We start from the raw sequence: 26029 nt of genomic DNA on the forward strand, positions 1-26029 counted from the left end.
TATGATCGTAATCACAAATCCAAATCCTGTAATTAATGAAATCGACACCATTCATTCTCTTTTTGAGAATGGACTGGAGTTGCTTCATATTCGGAAACCTGATTTTTCAGAAACAGAAATGAACGCTTTTTTATCCGAAATAAAATCAGATTTCCGTCAGCAAGTGGTTTTGCACAGTCATCACCAACTGGCTTTAGCATCTGGAATACATCGGATTCATTTTACAGAAAAAGCAAGAATTGAAACATCGGAGAAAAGTTTAAAAAACTGGAAAGAAAGTGGATTTAAACTCTCTACTTCGATTCATCAAATGATTGATTTTGAAGAACTACCTACTGTTTTTGCTTATGCTTTTTTTGGTCCTGTTTTCGAAAGTATTTCAAAACCAAAGTATGCTTCGGATATTGACTTTAAAAAAGCATTGCAACAAAGGAAGAATAACGAAACTTCATTAGTAGCACTTGGTGGAATTACAGCTGATAAAATTAAAACGGCATTAAAATATGGCTTTGATGATGTGGCACTTTTAGGTGCCATTTGGAATAGTAACCATCCAATAGAAAATTTTAAACAATGCAAGAAAACAGACCTTTCGTAGTAACAATTGCAGGCTTTGATCCTTCTGGAGGCGCGGGAGTTTTAGCAGACATCAAGACATTCGAGCAACATCACGTTTATGGTTTTGCCGTCAATACCGGTAACACCATTCAAACCGAAAATCAGTTCTTCGAAATGCACTGGACTGACCAAGCTTTCGTTTTGAGATCATTGGACAAATTGTTTGAAAATTATGCTATCAAAGCCGTAAAAATTGGAATTGTTCCTTCACTGGATTATTTAAAAAAAATTGTTTTTGCTATAAAAAGGCTTTCGCCAAAAACAAAGATCGTTTGGGATACCGTTTTAAAATCTACAACCGAATTCCGTTTTATAACTATAGAAAATCAAGTTGTTTTGATCGAAATATTGAAAAAAATAGATTTGATAACACCCAATTACAATGAAATTTTACAGCTTTCCGCAGCAGAAAAAAAACCTGATTTAATTGCTCACGAGCTGTCAAAACAGTGCGCTGTATTACTAAAAGGTGGTCACAATCCTCTGGCAATTGGTGTTGACTGTTTGTATACCGGAAAGGAAATCTTCATGCTTACGCCAAATAATACTTCGGTTTTCGAGAAACACGGCTCTGGCTGTGTATTATCATCAGCGATTACAGCCAATTTAGCTTTGGGATTAGACCTGAAAACAGCTTGCATCAATGCCAAAAAATATATAGAAACCTATTTACAATCTAATCAAACCAAATTAGGATATCATCATGTATAATAAGCTACACTACATTTCGCAAGGAAATACTGTCGAAGAACAATTGCACAACATTCACAAAGCACTGGACAATGGCTGCCATTGGATACAATTGCGATTCAAAAATCAAAACGCGCTTGAAGTTTTCACTTTGGCGGAAGCCGTAAAAATGTTATGTAAAGAATATTTAGCCACTTTTATCATCAATGACAACGTGCATTTGGTAAAGCAATTGGATGCCGATGGCGTTCATTTGGGTTTAAGTGATATGAAAGTGGAAGAGGCCCGAATCCTTTTAGGAAAAACAAAAATCATTGGAGGAACGGCAAATACTTTTATAGATGTGATCCAAAGGACATCTGAAAACTGTGATTATATAGGCCTGGGTCCATTCCAATTCACAACTACCAAACAAAATTTAAGCCCAATTTTAGGATTGGAAGGGTATCGATTGATTATCCAACAAATGAAAATAAAAAACATCCAAATTCCCATTTATGCCATTGGAGGAATCACACTAGAAAACGTTGAAGACCTGATGGAAAACGGAATTCAGGGTATTGCCGTTTCTGGTTTGATCACCCAAAGCGAAAACCCAGCACAACTTATTACTCAACTTAACGACAAATTATATGGTACCATTTAAAATAGGAGACAAGACCTTTCAATCCCGCTTGTTTTTAGGCACAGGAAAATTCGGTTCTAATCAACAGATGGAAGAAGCCATTTTAGCCTCTGGAACCGAGTTAGTAACCGTAGCGCTAAAACGTATCGATTTAGAAACGGAAACCGATGCCATTTTATCCCATCTAAAACACCCGCTAATTAATTTGCTCCCCAATACTTCTGGCGCACGAAATGCCAAAGAAGCCGTTTTTGCGGCACAACTAGCACGAGAAGCGTTGGAGACCAATTGGCTTAAACTGGAAATTCATCCTGATCCAAAATATCTAATGCCAGATGCAATCGAAACCTTAAAAGCTACGGAAGCTTTAGCCAAATTAGGGTTTATCGTTTTGCCTTACATCCATGCGGATCCCGTTTTATGTAAACGACTGGAAGACGCAGGAACTTCGGCGGTGATGCCTTTAGGTTCTCCAATTGGTAGCAACAAAGGATTAAAAACGATCGATTTTTTAGAAATAATTATTGAACAGAGCAGAGTTCCCGTGATTATAGATGCCGGAATTGGCGCACCATCCGACGCAGCAAAAGCCATGGAGCTTGGAGCTGATGCGGTTTTAGTAAACACAGCAATTGCCGTGGCAAGAAATCCTATATTGATGGCAGAGGCTTTCAGAGAAGCCGTTATTGCAGGTCGAAAAGCCTACGAAGCACAATTAGCACAAAAAGTAAATCATGCAATGGCCTCAAGTCCTTTGACTGCGTTTTTGTATGAGTAATATGTTTTTGGTCTATTTACAAGAAAACTGTTGAAAAAATGGCACGCAGATTTTACAGATTTACACAGATGGGAAATAAAAAAGAATCTACAAAAATTCGTACAATTTACATACTACAGAAATTTATAGTTGTATCAAAATAACTACATTTAGTTTTTAATTAGTACTAATTTTTAAATTCTTAAAAATGACCGAAAACGACATATCATTCAAAATAAGAGGAGCCATTTTCAAAGTGTACAATACACTCGGTCCAGGTTTATTTGAATCTGTTTATGAAAGCGCTTTGTATTATGAATTAACTAAAATAAATTTAAAAGTTGAAAGACAATTAGAAATCACTATTCCTTACGATGAAATCATATTAGATGTTGCTTTTAAAATTGATTTATTAGTAGAAGACAAAGTAATTATTGAATTGAAATCTGTCGAAGATTTAGCACCTATTCATTACAAACAAATTACAAACTATTTAAAACTTACTAATAAAAAATTAGGCCTACTTGTCAATTTTAATACAGTCACTATTTTAGATGACATTAAACGAATTGCAAATAAATTATAATTAAGGATTACAAATTAGCACGCAGATTTCACATATTTATACAGCTAAAATTAAAAAAAAACGGTTAAAAAAATCTGCGAAAATTTGCAGAATCTGCGTGCCAAAAACCGCATATCCTTTTTGCGAAAAAAAATAAAACAATGAACACATTTAGATCGGTTTTTGACAACTACGATTGGGAAACAATCAAAACAAAAATATACCATACCACTTCGATAGAAGTCGAATCTGCGTTAGACAAAAAAAAACGCAGTCTCGATGATTTTCTGAGATTGATTTCACCAGCTGCGAAACCTTACTTAGAGCAAATGGCACAACTGACACATGAACTAACCAAAAAAAGATTTGGCAAAACGATTCAAATGTATGCTCCTTTGTATTTAAGCAACGAGTGTCAGAACATTTGTACGTATTGTGGGTTTAGTTTAGACAACAAAATCAAACGAAAAACACTTACCGAAAATGAAATTACGCAAGAAATTGAAGTCTTAAAAAAAGCAGGATTTGATCATGTTTTATTAGTTACAGGCGAAGCCAATCAGACCGTAAACATTCATTATTTTCTAAAGGCAATTGCTCAGATAAAAAACGATTTCTCCACCATTTCAGCCGAAGTACAACCCTTGTCAACAGAAGAATACGAACAATTACACGAAGCCGGTGTCTATTCGATTTTAGTCTATCAGGAAACGTATCATCGTGATGTGTACAAACAGTACCATACCAAAGGAAAGAAATCCAATTTTGATTTTCGTTTAGAAACACCCGATCGCATAGGAACTGCGGGCATTCATAAAATAGGCTTGGGTGTCTTATTGGGATTAGAAGATTGGCGCACTGACAGTTTTTTTAATGCCTTGCATTTAGATTATTTACAAAAAACGTATTGGCAAACGAAATATGCAGTTTCATTTCCCAGATTACGACCGGCAGAAGGTGTGATTGCACCCAACTTTATCATGGATAATGCGAATTTGACCCAGCTCATTTGTGCCTACCGTTTGTGGAATGAAGATTTAGAAATCTCCCTGTCAACCCGAGAGAACGAAAAATTCCGGGACAATATTATTCCAATTGGAATTACCAGTATGAGTGCCGGTTCTAAAACTAATCCTGGCGGATATGCTGTTGATCCGCAATCTTTGGAACAATTTGAAATCAGTGACGAACGTTCTGTTGCCGAGATTGCAAAAATTATTTCCAGCAAAGGATACGAGCCCGTTTGGAAGGATTGGGATAAAAATTTTAGTCAAAAGTCGAATGTCGTAAGTCTAAAAGTTTAGAAATCAACAAAAAAATTAGACAAGAGACAAGAGTCTAAAAATTTAGAAAGCAACATGGGGCCACACCTTATATTTATTACTAATAGCAACCAACCTTAAAAAAGTTCTCGACTGTGCTTGAACTGACATGTTTTTAACTTTTGACTTATAGACTTTATAACTGTCCAACTTTATGACTTTTCAACTTTAAAACTAAAAAAATGAGTATCATTCAGGATTTTTTACGCTATAACCGCCAGATGATGATGCCGGAAATAGGCGATTCCGGACAGGAAAAACTCAAAAAAGCGAAAGTTTTAGTGATCGGCGCAGGCGGATTGGGTTGTCCAATCTTACAATATATTGCAACGGCCGGAGTAGGAACTATTGGTATAGTTGATTTTGACAAAATCGAGTTGCACAACTTACACCGTCAAATTTTATATACGGAGAGGCACGTTGGTCAATTAAAAGCAATCACGGCAAAATCAGTTTTAGAAATCCTGAATCCATTGATTCATGTTGTTGCTTTTGAAGAAAAATTAACCATTAAAAATGCAGTACAAATCATCCAGGATTTTGATGTAATTGTTGACGGCTGTGATAATTTCGAAACCCGCTATCTGATAAATGATACTTGCGTGACATTAGGAAAATCATTGATTTACGGCAGCATCTTAAAATTCGAGGGGCAAGTGGCCGTTTTTAACCATAATGGAAATAAAAATCTTCGGGACTTATTCCCAGAACCTCCAAATCCTAAAGATGTTCCTAATTGTGATTTGAACGGAGTATTGGGTACGCTCCCTGGGATTATTGGCACCATGATGGCGCATGAAACGTTGAAACTTGTTATGGATTTACCGACATTGGAAAATGAATTGGTTCTTTTTAATACGCTGGATTGGAGTTTTAAGAAGCTGGAATTTTAAGAGTTATTTACTCTTTAAAATTTCCATAAAATCTGTTCTGTCGATTTCCCTGCAACCTAAACTTTCAAGATGCGGATTATAAACCTGACAATCCAAAAGTTTGTAATCTTCTTTTTTTAATTGGTTGACCAAAGCTATAAAAGCCGTTTTCGACGCATTAGATACTTTCGAGAACATACTTTCACCACAAAAAATACCTCCCAAATCAATTCCATATAAACCACCAACTAAAACCTCATCTTGCCAAACCTCAACCGATTTTGCTATTCCTACTTCATGCAGCTTACAATAGGCTTCAATCATGTCATTGGTAATCCAAGTCCCGTTTTGACCGTCACGTTCTATATTTTGACAATTTGAAATTACATCTCTGAAATTTTGATTGAAAGTAACACTGAAAATATTCCGGTTCAGGATATTTCGCATGCTTTTAGATACAATCAATTCATCGAGAAACAGCACCATTCTGGGATTTGGAGACCACCACATAATAGGTTCTCCCGCTTCAAACCAAGGAAAAATGCCACTTTGATACGCAAGTCGCAAGCGTTCCGGAGACAAATCACCTCCAATGGCCAAAATTCCGTCATGATTTGCTTGGTCAACAGGAGGAAAAAATATGGTTGGGGATAAATAATACATTTTTCAATTTCAAAAATCAATACCAATTTCAAAAAATAAAAAAGTCAGAAATTCAAGTAAAACTCAAACTTCTGACTTCTAAATTCTAACTTTTTCATCCCTTAGAAAGGCAAATCGTCTGCTTCTTCTTCGTTTAGGTTTGTTGCTGGTGCAAATGCTTCAGCAGCCGGCATCGGAGGCATTTGAGCAGCAGTGGCTTCTGTGGCTACTCTTTCTACTCTCCATCCTTGAATTGCATTAAAATATTTAGTCACTCCTTGTGGGTCAACCCATTCGCGTCCTCTTAAATTGATCGAAACTTTAACCGCTTCACCTACTTTAAAACTGTTCAATAAATCGCATTTATCTTGTACAAATTCTACTAAAATATGTTGTGGATATTGCTCCTCGGTGGTTACGACCAATTCTCTTTTTAAGAAACTTCCGCTTCCCACATTTTTTGCATCCCCAAGCATTTTAATTTTTCCTGTAACTTCCATCTTCGTTGTTTTTAATGTTATTTATATTATTTTTTTGCCAAAAGTACTTTCCAAGCCGATAAGACATCATTCTCATTCAGGTATTTTTTTGCCTCCAAGTGTACTTTTTGCTGGTCATCAGCACTTAAAACTCCTTTTACAGCAAAATTCTGTTTTACAAATATACTAACTTCTTCCATTGTGGGCAAGGCTTCTATATTCCCTAACATCCCTAAATCATTTCCGTTAAAAACCGAACTTTCTTTAACAAAATTTGGAATGGCATCCACTCCAATTCCTAAAGTAGACAAGGGTTTTGGCACTTCAAAAAGCCCTTGGTTTGATCTGGAATACCAATTGCTGCCTAACCTGGAAACCAAGTCAATTTTATATTGATCAATCGCACCATTTTCGTCTAAAACAGACTCGTCAATATGAATGCGAACAACTTCACACAGTACTAAATTCCCCGCACCTCCTTCTGTTCCCAGCGGAATAATCTGAGTGACTTTGCATTCAAATTGAACCGGTGATTCTTTTACTCTAAATGGTTTTACCACCTCTGAAGCTACTGGTGTTAAGCCTGATTTTACAAACTCATCTACTCCATGAGCATACTCTGTACTGGCCAGCGAAATCTGTTGTACCATGTCATAATTCACCACATTAATGACTACTTCCCGAGTTGCTTCAGCATTGATCAACGTGTGTTTTATCGAATTATCACGAACGCGCCTTGCTGGTGAAAAAATAAGGATTGGAGGATTGGCGCTGAACACATTAAAAAAACTAAAAGGCGATACATTAGCATTACCTTCCGCATCCATAGTACTGGCAAAAGCAATAGGTCTAGGTCCAACTGAACTTTGCAAATAGCCTTGTAATTTTGCCGTTTCGATACTTTTAGGATCAATCGTAATCATATTTTTTACTTTATAGCTGTACTCTACAAAAGTAAACAAATCGGATCAGTTTATGAAAGAGTATATCCAATTAGAATAAAATTACATCTGAATTTACTCTAAAAAAAAATCTTTCTTTAAAACTAAAATACCACAGCGTTTATTTCGTTATATTTATAATTCAAATTTTCATTTATGCAGTTTTCTGAAAGAAGAAATACAACCCGTTGGATTATAATTTCTGCCTCTTTTTTAATCATTTCACTGATTCTTTGGAACACATACACTTTTTTTCAAATCTTCAAAAACGAAGAACGATTAAAAATGAATCTTTGGGCACAAGCCCAAAAAACACTCATTAATGCCAATGAAAATACAGATGTTGATCTTCCGCTGCAAATTTTCAGTGACAACACTTCAATTCCTATTATACTGACAGAGAATGACAGCATCATAAACACCGTAAATATTGACGACGCTATTGTAAAAAATAATTCAAAGGCAGTCGCATTCTTGCAGAACTTAAAAAACGAAAACGTGCCCATAGTCATTGAGTATGTCCCTGGGAAATTTCAAAAATTATATTACGGCAACTCGGCTTTACTGAATAAATTGAAATATTATCCCGTTGCTTTAGTGCTGATCATAGTGCTTTTTGGCGGTTTAGTTTATAATTTTTATAGAAGCACCAAAATGGCAACACAAAACAAACTTTGGGCAGGAATGGCTAAAGAAACTGCTCACCAGATAGGAACGCCGCTCTCGTCACTGATAGGCTGGGTTGAACTCCTGAAATCTGAAAACATGGATGAAAGTACTACTTTCGAAATTGAAAAAGATATTGAGCGTTTGCAAACCATAACCGATCGTTTCTCGAAAATAGGATCGGAACCCAAATTAGAAAACAAAGATATTGTAGCCGAAACACAACAATCTTACGACTATTTGCAATCCCGATTCTCCAAACAAATTGAGTTTTCGTTCCAAGCGCCAAAAACTCCTATTATGGTATCTCTTAATCCTACGCTGCACAGTTGGGCCATCGAGAATTTAGTAAAAAACGCCATCGATGCAATGAAAGGAAAAGGAAAATTAGCTTTAGAAATTGAACAAGAAGGGGATTATGTAAAAATAAATGTTTCTGATACTGGCGGCGGAATTCACAAACAACAATTTAAAACCATTTTCGAACCTGGATTTACCACTAAAAAACGCGGATGGGGATTGGGACTTTCACTAACCAAAAGAATCGTGGAAGAATACCACAAAGGAACCATCAAAGTACTGAACTCCGAAATTGGAAAAGGAACCACTATGCAGGTGAGTTTTAAAAAAAACAACCTAGCGTAACGGAACTCCAAACTATGTAACTTTAGAAAACATTGTTTTTCTGACTATTTTGGACTTACTCAAATAATTTTTAACAAACAATGCGTGCTCTTCGGCTTGCGCCAAAGAGGCTCCAATTGATTTTTTAATCGATGTGACATTAGAAACGTTTTGATTACCAACGGAACCCACGATATACATATCGTTTTGACACTTTACCAGTTTCATTCTCGGAATTTCAATCATACGGCTAATTTCAGTATCTGAAAAAGAAGGCTTAAACTTATTGTTTCGATAGTGTATAAAATCATTCAACAATACAACCGCTTTTTGTCAATTTCAGCTGCTGTCCAAGCATGAGCCAAGTCACTTACTTTTCCGTTTTGTTTGGTATATCTTTCAATGATATAGGATTGGATTCCTATCTTTTGCACAAGCGCATTAAAAACCGTTGCATAATGAATGCAAACCCCTTTTTTAGTTTTTAATGTCTTCGTGATTTTCTCAGCTCCCGTTTCATGGGAATTTACGGCATACCTATTCGCAACATCATAGCTGATGTTAGATGCGGTCCAATAGAAATCAGCTCTTATTTTATCGGTTTCTGTTTTAAAATTAGCATTGATATAATTGGCAATAGCTTCAGTAGATATAGTTGAATTAGCTGGAATAGCTGCCGTTTTAGCATCAACCAATAGATATCCGGGATTGACCTGTCCAACACTCATAAAGGAGAAAAAGAAGGTAAGCAACAAAAATATATTTTTCATAGCCTCGAATGTAAGTAATAACCATGGTATAATGTCGTATTTTAAAATCAGGATAAAATTATTTAACAATCTGATTTAAAGCTATTTTACTTAAAGTTAATTCTTTTGACTTTACGACTTTTAAACTTTCGACTTACTTAAGTTCTCTAAAATAGAAAAGGGAATCGGTTTTCACCTATTCCCTTTTAAACTAAAATCATACCAATTTGTTTTATTTGTGCAAATTTACAAATTGGTTTTAATACTTTCTGCCAACGCTTCAAATTCATTTTTGGACAGCGATACTTTATTTTGAAAACGCATTTCATCCATTTCATTCAATGGAATCAAGTGAACGTGCGCATGAGGAACTTCAAGTCCTACAACTGCCATTCCGATTCGTTTACACGGAACCGTTTTTTCAAGCGCAACTGCGATTTTTTTAGAAAACTGCATCAGTCCAATATATAAATCATCTTCCATCTCAAAAATCTTATCAATTTCTTGTTTCGGAATACAAAGTGTGTGTCCTTTTGCATTTGGATTTACATCCAAAAAAGCCAAGAAATTTACATCTTCAGCAATCTTGTAGCACGGAATTTCTCCGTTTATAATTTTGGTAAATATACTTGACATTGTGAAATTGGTTAATTGTTGAATCGATTAATCGGTTAACCGAATAAACCTTTAATTAGTCGCGAGATATTTCTAAAATTTCGAATTTCAACACACCGTTTGGAACCGTGATCTCAGCAAATTCTCCAACTGATTTTCCTAACAAACCTTTTCCAATAGGTGAGGTTACCGAGATTTTACCTGTTTTTAAATCGGCTTCACTTTCGGCAACTAATGTATAAGTCATTTCCATTCCGTTCGTTTGGTTTTTGATTTTTACATTGGATAATACCAATACTTTAGAAACATCCAGATGGGTTTCATCAATCAATCTGGCGTTAGAATGTATTTCTTCCATTTTGGCAATACGCATTTCCAGCATCCCTTGTGCTTCTTTTGCGGCATCGTATTCTGCATTCTCAGAAAGATCACCTTTATCTCGTGCTTCAGCTATATCAGCCGATGCTTTTGGGCGCATTACGCTTTTTAAATAATCTAATTCTTCTCTTAATTTTTTTAAGCCTTCTGCTGTGTAATACGATACTGTACTCATAAATTCTTCATTTATATAAATAGAAAAAATCCCATCAGGACGGGATTTCTTTCCACAAAGATATTATTATTTTTTTTTCGTCGATAAATATATGTTAATCATATATAATTCAAAGTTAAATAAATTAAATTTGTTTCACTAATACTTCGACACTATTTTAAAATGAAAAAAATTCTGCTGCTCTTCGTTGTTATTCCTTTATTTTTTTCGTGTAGTGATTCTGGTTTTGACAACACCAATCCATTTGTGCCTAATTATACTTTCGCCGTAGACCTGAACCTGAATTTGCCGGAATACTCTAATCTTAAATTCGTTAGTAATGCGGTTTATGTATCCGGAATAGGCGCTCGAGGTGTTATTGTTTTCAATACAGGCAGTGGTTACAATGCTTTTGATGCCGCTTGTCCCAATCAAGCGATGAGTTCTTGTTCTACCATGACCATAAATGGGATAAATGCCGTTTGCGGATGCGACGGTAAAGAATACAGTTTATTTACCGGACAAGGAACTTTACAATATCCTATGAAGCAGTATCGCGTTCAAGTCAATGGAAATGTGCTTCGGGTTTATAATTAATTACAAATGCGAATCAAGGGTTAAAATATTAAGTTTATAAAGGCAGCTGCTATCTTGCCAAACAGCTACTCTAATAATCTTTTTGTGGATCTAACTTTGCATGCTCTTTGAATATTGGTTTTTTCAATCAACCAATTAAAAAGGGATTCAATAGGTTGTCTAATTCTTGATACTGCTTTTGAATACAAGTCGTTTGAAACTTTATCTCTATTTCTAATTTCTTGAGATTCTCCTTTTACTGCTTTAACGGGTGTGAACATTACAGCGTTTTTTTCTTTTTCAAAATCAGATAAAAATTCTTTGTTTTGATAAATTTTATCTCCAAAAGAACATCTATCTTCTTAACCCTTGATTCGCATTTCTAATAAAACAATATCAAAGTCGGTTCGAATAGTCACTTTTCCTTTTGAAACTTTGGCTTCTTTTCCGGAATAGGCATCTCTTACTCTAGATCCATCTTCAAAAATAGGGGCTACAATAATTTCTTTTTTGCCAGTAGAGAGATCCAGACCAACCACTATTTTGTCTGTGAAAGTTCCTTTAGTGTATGTTCTTGAAAATGTGTAGGGCGTGTCCGAAATCATGGTGTGAATTCCAGCTCCCACAGCAGGATGGTTCTTTCTGAACTTTCCTAATTTTCTCCAGTGTGTCAGTATTTTTTTAGTTTCAGGATTGGATTTTATGTCTTTCCAGTTCATAAAGGAGCGTAAGGTAGCATCGCCGTTTGTACCTTCAATTACTAAGGGACGTGCACTCTCATCACCATAATATACTTGAGAAAGTCCCGGACTCAACAATAATTTTGTACCGGCTTCGATGCTTTTGGTGCGTTTTGCATCAAATGGAGCGCCGTCATCATGTGAGGATAAATAGTTTAAAACACTGTATCCTTTTAAATCGGTGTTGAGCTTGTCCGAGTATTTTGAGAATATGAATTCATAGTCTTTTTGGGCGTCCCATTTGAACTCAAAATTGATCATATTGTTGAAACCATTTTTAAAATAGTTTATTTTTTTATCTCCAAAATCAAAATCTTGTCCGCCGCTGATACCATAATTATAGACTTCGGCAATGGTGTAAAAGGAGTTGTTATCCAGTACTTTTGTAGGGTTTTTTTTCTTCCAAGTCTCAAATGAATAGTCACATTGCGTTTTGAAATCTGCCCAGACGGTTTCGTCTGTATGTTTTACGGTATCTCCTCTGTAGCCGTCTATCCCATAATCAGCAACGTAGTCTGTCAGCCATTTTATGATGTAATATTTTGGAGTTTTAGGATAGCCTGTCCGAGAAAAAAAAGCATCTAACTCATTCATTTCCTGTTCGTATCTACCTTCTTTTTTCCATTTTTCGACAAGAAAAGGAGGTAAGTCTACATTCTGGGTACTTTCAGTTCTGATGTCTGGAAGATTGGCCACCAAAGTGCAGGTTGTTGTATTTTGATAATTTTTATAATCACAAACCGGATTGGTACGAACCCAGTAATTTGGCCAAACAGTATCTATTTCAGTCACAGGACCGGTGTGATTAATGACGCCGTCAAGAATGATTCTGATTCCTCGTGCATGCGCTTTTTTTACTAATTCAGCTAACTCTTTTTTAGTTCCAAAATTGGGATCTAATGCCGTCCAATCTTTGGCCCAATAGCCATGATAGCCATAACTCAATCCAGTGCCCTCATCTACAGCGTCATGAATTTGTTCCACTACAGGAGTAAACCAAATGGCATTTATCCCTAGTTTGTCAAAATAACCTTCTTCAATTTTTTTAGTAATTCCTTTGATATCTCCTCCTTCAAAACCACGAAGTTTTCCTGTAGTTTTAGTTCTGTTTAAAGTAATGTCATTGGAACGATCACCATTATTAAAGCGATCTGTCATAAGGAAATAGACATTAGCACCTTCCCAGACAAAAGGGGTTTTTTTTGTCTTTTTTATTGGAGTGTTGTTTTCCGTAACAGGTTTGGTACCGGAACAACTCACGCAAAAAGCGAGCACGGATAGAATTAATAGTAAAGATTTTTTTTTCATTTTTTTTAAATTGAATAATTATTTTTTTGCTGGAGCTTTTTTTTCAAGGAGCAGCAGTCAGTATCTGGTATTTTTTTCAGTAGTTCTCCGGATTCTTGTATTTTAGAGTGTGAATTACTTCAGTTCTAAAATCAAAACAGATTTAGGTTCGATTATAATTTCGTTCGTCACGTCAAAGGTGAGTTCAGAAATGACATCTTTTCCAGTTTTAAAGTCTTTGATATTTTCTTCGAAACGATGTGTGTTTACCGTCTTGGTTTCGTTGCTGTTGTTCATTAAAACCATTACCGTTTCATTTGCATTGTATCTAAAATAAGCATAGATATTATTTTCCGGAATATAATGGGTTGTTTTTCCAAAATGAACCACTGCTTTTGTTTTTCTCCATTGGAACAATTTGGCGGTAAAATCAAAATAGTGGTTTTGCTCCGGAGTTCGTCCTTCCTTCGTAAAAGCATTGTTTTTATCGCCTTCCCAACCGCCTGGAAAATCAAGACGAATAGCTGCATCACCTTTGTTTTTATCACCGGCCATGCCTATTTCGCTTCCGTAATACAATTGTGGAATCCCGCGAACGGTAGCCATCAAAGTCATTGCCATTTTGTATTTTCTGATATCGTTCCCGTAGGTTTGATTGATGCGATTGGTATCATGATTTTCTGCAAATAGTAACATATTATTGACATTAGGATACAGAAAATCATTGGTGAAATTGTCATAGAGTTTTACCATTCCTTTGTCCCAAGAGCCGTCATCTTCATTGAAAACTTTAGTGACTGCTTCATATAATGTAAAATCCATTACACTTGGCAGATATGAATTGTAATTTTGTATTGCTGCAATTTTACTGTCTTTTTGCCAATACGCCATTTGCGCTTGACTTTGCATCCAGACTTCGCCTACAATATTAAAATTGGGGTATTCATCGGTTATGGATTTGGTCCATTTTGCAATTCCTTTTGGATCAGAATAATTGTAGGTGTCGACTCTGAAGCCATCTAAATCAGCATATTCTATCCACCAAATGGCATTTTGAATCAAGTATTTTAAAGTCAACGGATTCTTCAAATTTAAATCGGGCATCGATGGGACAAACCAACCGTCCAGCGTGATTTTTTTATCAATTTCAGAGGCATTGGTGTCGTGAATAACTGTTCTTTTATGATTTGTTTGGGTGTAGGTGTCAAATTGATTGATCCATTCTTTTGTGGGTAAATCCTTGATCATCCAATGTTCAATTCCCCAGTGATTCGTCACGTAATCCATCACCAGTTTCAGGTCTTTTTTGTGCATTTCAGCAGCCAATCGAACATAATCTTCATTGGTTCCGTAACGGGGATCTATTTTATACACATCAGATTGTCCGTAGGTGTGATACGAAAAAGCAGCGTCATTATCCTCGCACAGTGGTGTACTCCAAATTGTTGTTGCACCTAGTTCTGCTATGTAATCCAGATTTTTTATAATCCCTTCAATATCGCCACCGTGTCTTCCTCCGGGTAATTCTCTATTGTATTTTTCTTGGGTTGAATTTTCACTATCGTTGTTTCTGTTTCCGTTGGCAAAGCGATCTGGCATCAACAAATACATCATATCCGAAGCGTCAAAGCTTTTGCGTTGCGCTGAGTTTTCTCTTCTTTTCTTAAGGCTGTATTTTTGTGTAAAGGTTTCTTTACTTTTGTTTTTAAAGGTAAAAATCAGATCTGATGCCACCACTTTTTTAGTGTCAATGGTAACAAATAGGTAGTTGGGATTTTCCGTTCTTTTTACGTCGGTTATTTTTATGCCATTAGAAACCGTTACTTGGTTTTGAGCAATGCCTTTGCCATAAAAAAGAATTTGCAGCTCTGGATTCTGCATTCCTGCATACCAAAAAGGGGGTTCCACTTTGTCGATTTGCGCATGTACAGTTATTGACATAAAAAAAAGGAATAAAGTTATTTTTTTTAGAAAGCTTCTGTTTAAGAACGGAAATTGATCTGTTTTCTTCATTGTATGTATTTTTTAGTGCTATTTAATGTTGTGTTGGCTTCAAATAAAACGGATTCATGTTTGAAAAGAACTATTTCAGCATTTTAGAGGCCATTCTTTTTTTATTTAAGAGTAGTTTTCAATCGAACAATCCCAATAGATATTGGGATTGTCAGTAAGCCTAGCAAGGCTTGGGTTCAAATGATAGAATTAACTACAAGTTCTAGCAAATGTTAGTTTACGGAGACTAAATTTTCAGTAGTGACCACAAGAGTCTTGCCATTTACCACAATTTCCAATTCTTTATCTCCAAGAATTGTAAATGAAGTCTCTTTATGATCGATCGCTACTTTCAGAATTTGATTTCTAAAGTTGATTTTAAACGAATAGCCTTTCCATTGTTTTGGAATTTTTGGAGAAAAATGAAGCGTATCATCTTTAACTCTCATTCCGCCAAAACCTTCTACGATACTCATCCAGGTTCCGGCCATTGAGGTTATATGGCACCCTTCTTCGACCTCTTTATTGTAATCATCAAGATCCAGACGTGACGTTCTCAAATAGAACGAGTACGCCATGTCCATTTTGTCTAATAAAGCGGCTTGAATCGAGTGTACGCAGGGCGAAAGGGAGCTCTCATGAACCGTAAAGGATTCATAAAATTCAAAATTGTTTTTCAGTTCTTCTTTCGAAAAATGATCTTCAAAGAAATAAAAACACTGTAAAACATCGGCTTGTTTGATGTATGGCGAACGCAAAATTCTATCCCAAGACCATTTCTGATTGATGGGTCTTTGGCTTTTATCCAAATCAACTACACGAACCAATTCTTTGTCCAAGAAACCGTCTTGTTGCAAGTACACATTATGTTCTTCCGAAAAAGGGAAGTACATATTGTCCGAAATTTTTTTCCAAGACTGTAATTCGGAATCGGAGATTTTTACCTTTTCGGTAATTCTTTTGTGATCCGAAGGATATTCCAGCGATACTTTCTGAATTTGTTCGTAGGTATATTCCAGACACCATTTTGCAATATAATTGGTGTAAAAATTATTGTTTACGTTGTTCTCATATTCGTTTGGACCCGTAACGCCAAGAATTACATATTGGTTTAAATTAGTCGAAAAAGTCGCTCTTTGATGCCAGAAACGAGCAATTCCTATTAATACTTCCAGTCCTTTTTCAGGAATATAACTGTAATCGCCAGTGTATCTGTAAAAGTTATAAATGGCAAAAGCGATAGCTCCGTTTCTATGAATTTCTTCAAAAGTAATTTCCCATTCGTTATGACATTCCTCGCCGTTCATCGTCACCATTGGATACAAAGCTGCTCCGTTAGTAAATCCTAATTTAGTAGCGTTTTCAATGGCTTTATCCAATTGATTGTAACGGTACGTCAATAAATTCCGAGCCACTTCCTGATCTTTGGTCGCCATGTAAAACGGAATGCAGTACGCTTCCGTATCCCAATAGGTAGAACCTCCGTATTTCTCTCCGGTGAAACCTTTTGGACCAATATTCAATCGGGAATCTTTGCCTAAATAGGTTTGGTTTAATTGGAAAATATTGAAACGAATTCCTTGTTGTGCTTTGACATCGCCATCAATTGTAATGTCTGACATTTCCCAAATTTTTGCCCAAGCATCAATCTGGTCCTGCAACATTTGGTCATAGCCTACTGCTAAAGCGGATTGAATCACTTTTTCGGCAGCAGTAATGGTATTTTCATGGTTTAAGGAAACCGTATACCCGCCAATTTTTTGGATCGATGATTTTTGACCCTGTCCCACAATTACATCATAACTAAACTGAATTTTATCAGCAGTTGCATCAATATTAGAAGGAGAAATTCCCGTTTTTTCACCACTAGTAAAAATGCTATTTTGCATGAAAGTGGTTACTTTGAAATGTGTTTTGAAGGTTTGTGCTGTTACAAAAGCTTCATTTCCTGATTTTTTTACATCAAGCGGTTCCCAGAATTTTTCTTCCCAGTTCGCATCTTCATTGGTTACACCAGCATCAATGTAAGGTTTGTAAACGATTTTTGAATCTTTGTTCAAAGGGGTAATTTCATAATTGATAACACCAACTTCATCCAACACGATTGAAAGAAAACGACGAATACTAACTGCGATTTCGGTTCCGTTTTTTAAAGTGGCTTCAAAAGAGCGGTGGTACCAACCTTCTTTCATGTTCAGCTCCCGACGAAAGTTTTTGACTTCAGCACAGGTATTCAAATCTAATTTTTCTCCATTGATTTCAATATCAATTCCAATCCAGTTTGGTGCATTCAAAACTTTAGCAAAGTATTCCGGATACCCGTTTTTCCACCAGCCCACTTTGGTTTTATCCGGATAATAAATTCCCGCAATATAACTTCCCTGAAATGTTTCACCAGTATAATTTTCTTCAAAATTAGCCCGTTGTCCCATAGCACCGTTGCCAATGCTGAACAGACTTTCAGATGATTTTACACACTCGGCATCAAATCCTTCTTCTATGATAGACCAATTGTCTGGTTTTATATAATCTTGATTCATTTTTTATAATTTAAAAATTCAAAGATTAAAAATTCAAAAATTATTGTGATACACAAATAACATTATCCTTTTTACTTTTTTGAATTTGTTTCGTTATTTGTTAATTAATTCTTCTATGAATTGGGTATCGATAGCTGTAAAATCGTTGAAGATATATTTTGCTTCGTGCAAAGTAGTTGCTTCCCCAATTCCTATGCTGGTCATATTACCAATATTCGCCGCTTGAACTCCTGCGACTGAATCTTCAAAAACAATTGAATCTTCTGGTTTTATTTTTAATAATTTTGCGGCCATTAAGAATACTTCCGGATCGGGTTTCGCATTGGTCACATCATTTCCGTCTACAACAGCGTCAAAATAAGAGAGTAGTCCTGTTTTTTCCAGAATGGGTCTGGCGTTTTTACTGGCTGAACCCAATGCGATGGGTTGGTCGTTTTGTTTTAAAAATTTTAAAATTTCAAAAACTCCCGGAAGAATCTCACTTTCATTCATATCCACTAAATAAGATAAGTATTCCTCGTTTTTTTGGACTAACCATTGGTCTTTGTCTTCTTGTGAGGCGGTTACTTTTCCTAGGTCTAATATAATATCCAAAGAGCGCACCCGGCTGACTCCTTTTAGTAATTCGTTGTGTTCCAGTGTAAATTCGATATTTAATTCATTTGCAATTTTTTGCCACGCTAAATAATGGTATTTAGCCGTGTCTACAATCACTCCGTCTAGGTCGAATATAAATGCTTTTGTATTCATTGATTATTGTTTTATTAGGTCATCAACATCTTGTACTTTAACTACTAAAATAGCAGCAATCAAAAAGCTGACACCACTAGTGACTAATGCAAATATGGCATTGTCATGGTATACATATTTAACTAATGGTCCGCCAATTAAGGCATTGATAATTTGGGGAATAACGACAAAGAAGTTGAAAATACCCATGTAAACTCCCATTTTCATTGGGGAGATTGATCCGGCTAATATGGCATACGGCATAGATAGAATACTAGCCCAAGCGATACCCACTGCAACCATAGAAAGAATAAGCCAGTTTTCGTTAGGGACAAAATAGATCGAAATTAATCCAAGGCCACCAATAATAAGGGATAGGGAATGGGTTAATTTTCTTCCGATCTTTTTTGCGATATAAGGCAACGCAAAAGCATAGAAAGCAGAAACCAAATTGTAAATACCAAACAACACGCCAACCCAGTCTCCTGCATTTTGATACGCCTCACTTTTGCTGTCCGAAATAGGTAAACCATAAATATGATGGGCTATGGCCGGAGTGGTAAAAACCCACATTCCAAACAAACCAAACCAAGAGAAAAATTGTACCCAGCTCAATTGCCGCATCGTGGTAGGCATTTTTCTGAAATCATCAAAAATGTCCAGTACGCTGGATTCTTTAGCATTGGCATCAGCCACTTTGGTTTTCTGATGCGCCATTTCGTCTTCAAATTGGGCTAGCTCTTCCGGAGAATATTCTTTGGTAGAAAAAATGGAAACCAGGATAGAACCTATAAGTATAACAGCTCCAATTACAAAAGATAAAATCAAATGCATGGGAACACCGCCATCCTTATCTCTATTGGAAACGCCAAACCAATTCGTCAAAACATAAGGCAGCCAAGAACCAATCACGGCACCGAAACCAATTAAGGCGGTTTGTACGCTAAATCCAAGTGTTCTTTGATCCGTTCTTAAATTGTCGCCTACTAAAGCCCTGAAAGGTTCCATAGCAATATTGAAAGAGGCATCCATAATCATCAACATTCCGGCACCTACCCATAAGGCAGGCAAAAGAGCAATGAAAATTTCGGCTTGCGGCATTAATATTAAACCAATGGAGGCCAACAAAGCACCCACTAAAAAGAAGGGTTTTCGTCTTCCAAATTTTCCCCACGTTTTATCACTGTAATGGCCTATGATGGGCTGTACAATAAGTCCCATCAACGGGGCAATGATCCAAAACCAGGATAGTTCGTGCACATCAGCACCAAAAATCTGAAGAATTCTGCTGGCATTAGCATTTTGCAGTGCAAAACCCATCTGTATTCCCAGAAATCCGAAACTCATGTTCCAAATTTGCCAGAAACTTAATCTACGCTTTTCCATTATCGTAATTTATAAATTAATACGATAAGCGATATGCTTATCAAAACTTGTCTTATTTTCGAAGTAAAAGTGAGGCTTTGATGGGGTAAATATAAAAATATATTTTAAACTTTTGTTTTTCAGATACAAATAAAAAGAAACATTTTTCACTACAAGGTTGTAGTACTGAATATAATACAGCTGTTTTAAAAATTAGTCACAGTTTTCAGTCGCAGTTTTATGAAGGCAACTGAAAACGTATAATATCTAATGTGTAGATTCTCTTTCTATCAGATGCGTTTCAATTACTTCAGTTTTGTAATTTTCATCTTCTTCATCTTCCTCAGATTCGAGTCTTTCAATCAGCATTTTTGCCGCTTTATTTCCCATTTTGATACCATTCTGACTTACAGTAGTAATAGTAGGTGTAGAATATTTAGAAATGATACCATCTGTAAAGGCAATAACGGCTAAGTCTTTAGGAACATTTAATCCTATTTTATTGGCAGTTTTAATTATCGTTACTGCAAAAAGTTCGTTTACTGCAAAGACGGCATCAATGGCTTTGTCTTCTAATAGTTTTCCAATGGTGATTTCGCAGGTATCAACATCTTCAATTTTGATAATAAGATTTTCATTGAAGGGGATGTCATTGTCCAGTAATGCTTTGATATAACCATCTGTGCGAAGTTTACCCACACTCACATAATCAACAGTGGTAACTAAGGCGATTTTTTTCCGTCCTTTATCAATCAAGCTCTGAACGGCTTCATAGGCTGCAGATTGATCGTCTATAATGACTTTGTCGCAAAGGATATCGTTCGTAACTCTGTCAAACATGACTACAGGCATTCCCTGATTGATGACTTCTGTAATGTGGTGAAAATCGCCTTTGAATTGGGTTTCTTTAGACAGTGACATAATGAATCCGTCAATACTGCCGTTAGCGAGCATTTCCATATTCAGGACTTCTTTATCAAAGGAATCGTCTGAGAGGCAAATGAGTACGCTATACCCGTTTTCATTGGCCACTTGTTCAATTCCATTGATGACCGTGGAGAAGAAATGATGCACAATTTCCGGGATGATAATTCCAATGGTTTTTGTTTTTCTGTTTTTTAGGCTCAGCGCAATATTATTGGGTTTGTAATTGTAAAATTTGGCGAAAGCTTGTACTTTAAGTCTGGTTTCCTCGCCTATTTCTGGACTGTTCCGTAATGACTTAGAAACGGTAGAAATAGAAACGTCTAATTCTTTGGCAATTTGTTTAAGCGTTATTTTCCTTTTCATGTGGAGAGGGAGTAAAATTTTATTTCGTAATAAAGATAAAATTTAATTTTACAAATGGTAATTAAACGGGTTAAAATTTAAATAAAACAGAAAGTTTTCAACACTATTACGTTTTCGTAACCCAATTAAAAAGGGCTCTTGTCGGGCGTGCAAAAATTTACATAAATTTAACATTCGAAGTAATAGTTACGCTTGAAAATTCAAGGAAAATTCAATTAAATTAAAGAAAATGTATGAAAACAATTTATAAAAAGTTGTTGATTTTAGTACTGCTGCTCCCTTTTAGTGTTCTGGCTCAGAATATTGTTGGCGGAACCGTTCTTGATAAAGTGTCAGGACAGCCAATTCCAGGGGTAAACATAAATGTACAGGGTACAAATAATGGTGTTTCTACTGATTTTGATGGTAAATATCAGTTGTCTAATGTAAAAAGAGGGGATAAAATTGTGTTCTCTTATATTGGTTACACCAATACGGTCGTGACTTATGTTGCTCAAAATTCATTAAACGTGTCTTTAGAAGAAGATGCCAATCAATTAAAAGAAGTGGTGATCCAAGTGGGTTACGGGACTGTTAAGAAAAAAGATGCTACAGGAGCGGTAACCGTGCTGACTTCCAAAGATTTTAATAAAGGACCTGTTACTTCTGCAGATCAAATGATAACAGGGAAAGTAGCTGGTTTGCAGGTTATTAATGGAGGAGGTTCTCCAGGTGAAGGTGCAACTATTAGAATTAGAAGTGGCTCTTCACTATCTGCTAATAACGACCCGTTGTATGTTATTGATGGTGTACCGGTTGCTGCTGGTGGCGTAGAAGGAAGTAGAAATCCTTTGAGTACTATTAATCAAAATAATATTGAATCGATTACGGTTTTGAAAGATGCTTCGGCAACTGCTATCTACGGATCTCGTGCTTCGAATGGGGTAATTATAATTACTACCAAAAAAGGTAAAGCAGGGGAAATGCAAATTAATTATAATGCAAACTTCCAGGTTTCTGAAATCACGAATAAAGTAGATGCTTTATCAAGTACACAATTCAGAGATTTTGTAACGGCTAACGGAAATGCTGCTCAAATTGCGTTGATGGGTGCTGCTGATACAGATTGGCAGGATGAAATATTCAGAACAGCTATTGGTACAGATCATAATATTGCCCTAAGCGGTGGTTCTGATAATATAGTGTACAGAGCCTCTGTGGGATATGCTAATTTGAATGGTATCTTAAAAAGAGATAACATGGAGCGTACTACAATGTCTGCTGGTATAACCGGAAACTTCTTTGACGATCATTTAAAGATAGAATTGAATAATAATACGTCTCTGATTAATAGTAATTATAGTAATCGTGGTGCCATTGGTTCAGCCATTCGTTTTGATCCAACACAGGCGGTAAGAAATCCTGACGGAACCTTTTTTCAATGGTATACGTCTCCAACTGAAATCAACCAATTGGCAGGCAGAAACCCATTGTCTCAAATCGAACAACAAAACAGTTTTGGAACAGCGTACAGAAGCATTGGAAATATTCAAACCGAATATAAAATGCATTTTTTACCAGAATTAAAAGCAGTAGCTAATTTTGGTTACGATCAATTAACAGGACGTTCATTTGGTAATACAGAAGCTAATTTTTTGAATGGTCTTTCCGGTTCCGGTTTCAAGAATACGTATGAAAAAACCCAATCACGGTTCAATAAATTGATGGATTTGTACTTAAATTACAACAAAAAAGTAGAATCGATCAATACCGTTTTTGATGTTACCGGTGGGTATTCCTACCAAGATTTCAGAGAGACTTTTTACTCTTCCAATTTTAATTTTCAGAGTAATAACACTACGGTAGATCCTAATTTCCCGTCTCGTATCAACTTGCAGTCTTTCTTTGCAAGAACTAATATTAATATCGCCGATAAGTATTTAGTGACTTTGTCCTATAGACGTGATGGTACTTCAAGATTTACAGAATCGAATCGTTGGGCTAATTTCCCTGCCGTTGCTTTGGCTTGGAAACTGAACGAAGAAAACTTCTTGAAAGACGTAAGTAGTATTTCTACCTTAAAAATTCGTGGGGGTTGGGGTATTACCGGACAACAGGATATTGGAATAAGTTATCCTTCTATTCCGTTGTATTTAGCCTCTAATACTGCTGCTCAATACCCGTTTGGAAGTCAGTTTTACACTACTTACAGACCACAGCCGTACAATAGTAATTTGAAATGGGAACAAACCACTACTGTGAATGCAGGGTTGGATTTTGGATTTTTGAACAATAGAATCAATGGTAGTGTTGATTTGTACAAAAGAACTACACAAGATTTATTATTGTACACACAAAACCCATCATTCTTCGGGTTTTCAAATTTTGACAATTATAACGTAGGAACAATTGAAAATAGGGGGATTGAGATTGCTGCAGAAGTAATCCCATTTCGTTCTGATGATTTTGAATGGAGAATTGGCGGAAACGTAACCTTTCAAGAGTCTAAAATCACTAAGCTGACTACTACACTTCCTAATACGCCAGGAATTAATGTTGGAGGCTATGAAGGTGCTACCGGAAATTTTATTCAAAATCACCAAGTGGGTTATGCACCAAGTTCTTTTTACGTGTATGAGCAAGCGTATGGTGTAAACGGAAAACCTTTAGATGGGGTGTATGTTGACAGAAATCAAGATGGAATAATATCAGAGTTGGATAAATACCGTTTTCATAAACCGGCAGCAGATGTTTTTTACGGGTTTAACACTAGTGTGACCTACAAAAATTTTGACATGGGAATGAACTGGAGAGGATCATGGGGTAATTACAATTACAACAATGTGGATTCCAGTAAAGGATCTTTCAATAATATTTTGATCAGAAACACAGATTTGTCTAACGGAGTTGAAAATGTTTTGGAAACAGGTTTCAGATCTAATGATACCAAACGTTTCGAATCTGATTATTACATTCAAGACGCGTCTTTTGTAAGATTAGACAACGTAAGTGTTGGATATACTTTCAATCAAAAAGAGAATACGTCTTCATTAGTTAAATTGACATTGTCAGCACAAAATGTTTTGATCATTACTAATTATGAAGGATTAGATCCAGAAATTTCTGGAGGTATAGATGGAAATTTATACCCACGACCAATTACTTTCACGTTAGGTTTAAACGTTAATTTTTAATACAAATAGTAAGAAAAATGAAAAAGATACAAATAAAATTATTGGGCATTTCTTTGTTACTGTGCGTGATGGTATTCTCATCGTGTACAGATGATTTGAGCCAAGCCCCGGCAAGTAGTGTTGCAGTTCCGGGAGAACAGTTTTTTAGCACACCGGAATCGTACAAACAAAATCTAGCCAAGTTATACGCAGGATTTGCTACTTCAGGGCAAACTGCAGCTGGTTCTCCAGATATCTCCGGAATTGATGAAGGGGAAAGTCAATACATCAGAGGGATCTGGTTGATGCAGGAATTAACAACAGATGAAGCGGTTATTGCCTGGAATGACGGAACAATAAAAGACCTTCATTCACAAACATGGACTTCTTTAGACCGTTTTATCACGGCTACATTTGCCCGATTTTCTTTTCAAATTGTAAACTGTAATGAGTTTTTAAGACAAACTACGGATGCTAAATTAGCCTCCAGAGGTCTTGATGCCGCTTTGATAGCAAAGATTAAAACCTACAGAGCAGAAGCGCGTTTTATTAGAGCATTCACCTATTGGCACTTGATTGATATGTTTGGCGGAGGTTCTTTGGTTACTGAAGATTCCCCAACGAGTTTTTACTACCCGGAATATGCGTCAAGAGCAGAATTATACAAATTTGTGGATGCCGAATTAACAGCAATTATTCCAGAATTGAAAGCGCCAAAATCAAATGAGGCGTATCGTGTGGATCAAGCTGCTGCCTGGATGTTACAAGCTAAGTTATACATGAATGCTAAAGTATATATTGGTACTGATAATTATGCAGGAGCATTGCCTTTGATTACTAAAGTAATAGGATCAGGGTATACTTTACACAACAATTATAACCAATTATTTTTTGCGGATAATGATAGAAACGGAGCTCAAAACGAATTCATTTTTGCAATTGCTTTTGATGGACTAAGAACGCAAACGTATGGTGGGACTACTTTCTTGACGCATGCACCAGTTGGTGGTACTATGAAGGCTTCTGAATTTGGAATCAATGGTGGTTGGGCTGGTATCAGAACAACATCAGCATTTGTAAATAAGTTTAGTGAAAATACTACAGACGCAAGAGGTCAATTTTATACCGATGGACAAACTAAAGAAATTGCTGATATTGGTACATTTACTGATGGATACGCAATTCAGAAATTTAGAAATGTGACCGTAAACGGAGTTCAGGGCTCAGATAAATCAGGAGACTTTTCTGACTCTGATTTTCCAATGTTCCGTTTAGCCGATGCGTATTTAATGTATGCTGAATGTGCGGTAGTTGGTAAAGTAGGAGATCTAGGAACTGCCAGAGGATATGTAAATGCTTTAAGAACCAGAGCGAATGCTTCAACGATAAGCGCTCTTACTGCGGATGCTGCAGGTGCTAACCTGATTCTAGACGAGCGAGCAAAAGAACTGCACTGGGAAGGACACCGAAGAACGGATTTAATTCGTTTTGGTAAATTTACAGGCGGTAGTTATGTGTGGCCTTGGAAAGGAAATGTAGCGGGTGGTGCGCCAACGCAAGCATTTAAAAATTTATTTCCTATTCCTGCTACAGCATTAGCATCAAACAATAAATTGAAACAAAACCCTGGGTATTAATAAAATTTAAATAATAAATAAAAA

25 protein-coding genes are annotated in these 26029 nt (G+C 36.2%); 11 read left to right on the forward strand and 14 right to left on the reverse strand.

Annotated elements, in window-relative coordinates:
• Position 1: 1 nt before the first annotated feature.
• The 7 genes from EKM05_RS01705 (at position 2) to EKM05_RS01735 (ending at position 5470) form a co-directional block, all read left to right on the forward strand.
• Complete coding sequence (locus EKM05_RS01705; protein ID WP_126553095.1) at positions 2–598, forward strand: thiamine phosphate synthase; 597 nt, start codon at positions 2–4, stop codon at positions 596–598.
• Positions 574–1329: a hydroxymethylpyrimidine/phosphomethylpyrimidine kinase gene (locus tag EKM05_RS01710; protein ID WP_126553097.1), complete on the forward strand. Its 756-nt coding sequence runs from the start codon at positions 574–576 to the stop codon at positions 1327–1329. The genes EKM05_RS01705 and EKM05_RS01710 overlap by 25 nt, the downstream gene beginning before the upstream one ends.
• A complete protein-coding gene (locus EKM05_RS01715; RefSeq protein WP_126553099.1) occupies positions 1322–1954 on the forward strand; it encodes a thiamine phosphate synthase in 633 nt (210 codons plus the stop codon). The genes EKM05_RS01710 and EKM05_RS01715 overlap by 8 nt, the downstream gene beginning before the upstream one ends.
• Entirely contained in the window at positions 1941–2711 is a 771-nt protein-coding gene (locus EKM05_RS01720; RefSeq protein ID WP_126553101.1) for a thiazole synthase, read from the forward strand. Before EKM05_RS01715 ends, EKM05_RS01720 begins: the two co-directional genes overlap by 14 nt.
• 187 nt (positions 2712–2898) lie before the next feature.
• The gene (locus EKM05_RS01725; RefSeq protein ID WP_126553103.1) at positions 2899–3276 is read left to right on the forward strand and encodes a GxxExxY protein; all 378 of its coding nucleotides are present in this window, start codon (positions 2899–2901) and stop codon (positions 3274–3276) included.
• 140 nt (positions 3277–3416) lie between these two features.
• Positions 3417–4559, forward strand: coding sequence for a 2-iminoacetate synthase ThiH (gene thiH, locus EKM05_RS01730; RefSeq protein WP_126553105.1), 1143 nt, complete (start codon positions 3417–3419; stop codon positions 4557–4559).
• A 200-nt stretch (positions 4560–4759) separates the two neighbouring features.
• Positions 4760–5470, forward strand: coding sequence for a HesA/MoeB/ThiF family protein (locus EKM05_RS01735; protein ID WP_126553107.1), 711 nt, complete (start codon positions 4760–4762; stop codon positions 5468–5470).
• 3 nt (positions 5471–5473) lie between these two features.
• Here EKM05_RS01735 and aat read toward each other — a convergent pair whose 3' ends face one another.
• From aat to EKM05_RS01750, 3 genes are all read right to left on the reverse strand, one after another.
• The gene (gene aat / locus EKM05_RS01740) at positions 5474–6112 is read right to left on the reverse strand and encodes a leucyl/phenylalanyl-tRNA--protein transferase (protein ID WP_126553109.1); all 639 of its coding nucleotides are present in this window, start codon (positions 6110–6112) and stop codon (positions 5474–5476) included.
• A gap of 101 nt (positions 6113–6213) precedes the next feature.
• Positions 6214–6591 carry a DUF3127 domain-containing protein gene (locus tag EKM05_RS01745; protein WP_091203008.1) on the reverse strand — a complete coding sequence of 126 codons (378 nt, stop codon included), beginning with the start codon at positions 6589–6591 and terminating at the stop codon, positions 6214–6216.
• Between the two features lie 26 nt (positions 6592–6617).
• Positions 6618–7493 (reverse strand): flavin reductase family protein, encoded by an 876-nt coding sequence (locus EKM05_RS01750; protein ID WP_126553111.1) that lies wholly within the window; start codon positions 7491–7493, stop codon positions 6618–6620.
• Between the two features lie 174 nt (positions 7494–7667).
• On the opposite strand from EKM05_RS01750, the gene EKM05_RS01755 reads away from it, so the two are divergent.
• Positions 7668–8822, forward strand: a complete 1155-nt coding sequence (locus EKM05_RS01755) for a PAS domain-containing sensor histidine kinase (RefSeq protein WP_126458316.1) — start codon at positions 7668–7670, stop codon at positions 8820–8822.
• 12 nt (positions 8823–8834) lie between these two features.
• Here EKM05_RS01755 and EKM05_RS01760 read toward each other — a convergent pair whose 3' ends face one another.
• The 4 genes from EKM05_RS01760 to greA form a co-directional block, all read right to left on the reverse strand.
• Positions 8835–9047 carry a hypothetical protein gene (locus EKM05_RS01760; protein ID WP_126458319.1) on the reverse strand — a complete coding sequence of 71 codons (213 nt, stop codon included), beginning with the start codon at positions 9045–9047 and terminating at the stop codon, positions 8835–8837.
• A 65-nt stretch (positions 9048–9112) separates the two neighbouring features.
• Positions 9113–9571: a transglutaminase-like domain-containing protein gene (locus EKM05_RS01765; RefSeq protein WP_126553113.1), complete on the reverse strand. Its 459-nt coding sequence runs from the start codon at positions 9569–9571 to the stop codon at positions 9113–9115.
• 225 nt (positions 9572–9796) lie between these two features.
• A complete protein-coding gene (locus EKM05_RS01770; RefSeq protein ID WP_126553115.1) occupies positions 9797–10186 on the reverse strand; it encodes an HIT family protein in 390 nt (129 codons plus the stop codon).
• Positions 10187–10241: 55 nt separating this feature from the next.
• Entirely contained in the window at positions 10242–10718 is a 477-nt protein-coding gene (gene greA, locus EKM05_RS01775; protein WP_126458328.1) for a transcription elongation factor GreA, read from the reverse strand.
• A gap of 162 nt (positions 10719–10880) precedes the next feature.
• Here greA and EKM05_RS01780 point away from each other — a divergent pair, with 162 nt between their 5' ends.
• Complete coding sequence (locus EKM05_RS01780) at positions 10881–11294, forward strand: hypothetical protein (RefSeq protein WP_126458331.1); 414 nt, start codon at positions 10881–10883, stop codon at positions 11292–11294.
• Between the two features lie 65 nt (positions 11295–11359).
• On the opposite strand, the gene EKM05_RS01785 is transcribed toward EKM05_RS01780, so the two are convergent.
• From EKM05_RS01785 to EKM05_RS01815, 7 genes are all read right to left on the reverse strand, one after another.
• Positions 11360–11554: a transposase gene (locus EKM05_RS01785; protein ID WP_126553117.1), complete on the reverse strand. Its 195-nt coding sequence runs from the start codon at positions 11552–11554 to the stop codon at positions 11360–11362.
• An 81-nt stretch (positions 11555–11635) separates the two neighbouring features.
• Entirely contained in the window at positions 11636–13321 is a 1686-nt protein-coding gene (locus tag EKM05_RS01790) for an alpha-amylase family glycosyl hydrolase (RefSeq protein WP_126458338.1), read from the reverse strand.
• 114 nt (positions 13322–13435) lie between these two features.
• The gene (locus EKM05_RS01795; RefSeq protein WP_126553120.1) at positions 13436–15313 is read right to left on the reverse strand and encodes a glycoside hydrolase family 13 protein; all 1878 of its coding nucleotides are present in this window, start codon (positions 15311–15313) and stop codon (positions 13436–13438) included.
• 212 nt (positions 15314–15525) lie between these two features.
• Positions 15526–17832, reverse strand: coding sequence for a glycoside hydrolase family 65 protein (locus tag EKM05_RS01800; RefSeq protein ID WP_126553122.1), 2307 nt, complete (start codon positions 17830–17832; stop codon positions 15526–15528).
• Between the two features lie 93 nt (positions 17833–17925).
• Positions 17926–18582, reverse strand: coding sequence for a beta-phosphoglucomutase (gene pgmB / locus EKM05_RS01805; protein WP_126458345.1), 657 nt, complete (start codon positions 18580–18582; stop codon positions 17926–17928).
• Positions 18583–18585: 3 nt separating this feature from the next.
• Positions 18586–19947, reverse strand: coding sequence for an MFS transporter (locus EKM05_RS01810; protein ID WP_126515125.1), 1362 nt, complete (start codon positions 19945–19947; stop codon positions 18586–18588).
• A gap of 246 nt (positions 19948–20193) precedes the next feature.
• Entirely contained in the window at positions 20194–21216 is a 1023-nt protein-coding gene (locus tag EKM05_RS01815) for a LacI family DNA-binding transcriptional regulator (protein ID WP_126515124.1), read from the reverse strand.
• A gap of 233 nt (positions 21217–21449) precedes the next feature.
• Between EKM05_RS01815 and EKM05_RS01820 the strand changes: the two genes are divergently transcribed.
• On the forward strand, positions 21450–24389 hold the full coding sequence (locus EKM05_RS01820) for a TonB-dependent receptor (RefSeq protein ID WP_126553124.1): 2940 nt from the start codon (positions 21450–21452) through the stop codon (positions 24387–24389).
• A 17-nt stretch (positions 24390–24406) separates the two neighbouring features.
• Positions 24407–26005 carry a RagB/SusD family nutrient uptake outer membrane protein gene (locus EKM05_RS01825; protein ID WP_126458356.1) on the forward strand — a complete coding sequence of 533 codons (1599 nt, stop codon included), beginning with the start codon at positions 24407–24409 and terminating at the stop codon, positions 26003–26005.
• The last annotated feature ends 24 nt before the right edge of the window (positions 26006–26029 follow it).

The organism is Flavobacterium sp. GSP27 (assembly GCF_003970395.1).
In the GTDB taxonomy this organism is placed as follows: domain Bacteria; phylum Bacteroidota; class Bacteroidia; order Flavobacteriales; family Flavobacteriaceae; genus Flavobacterium.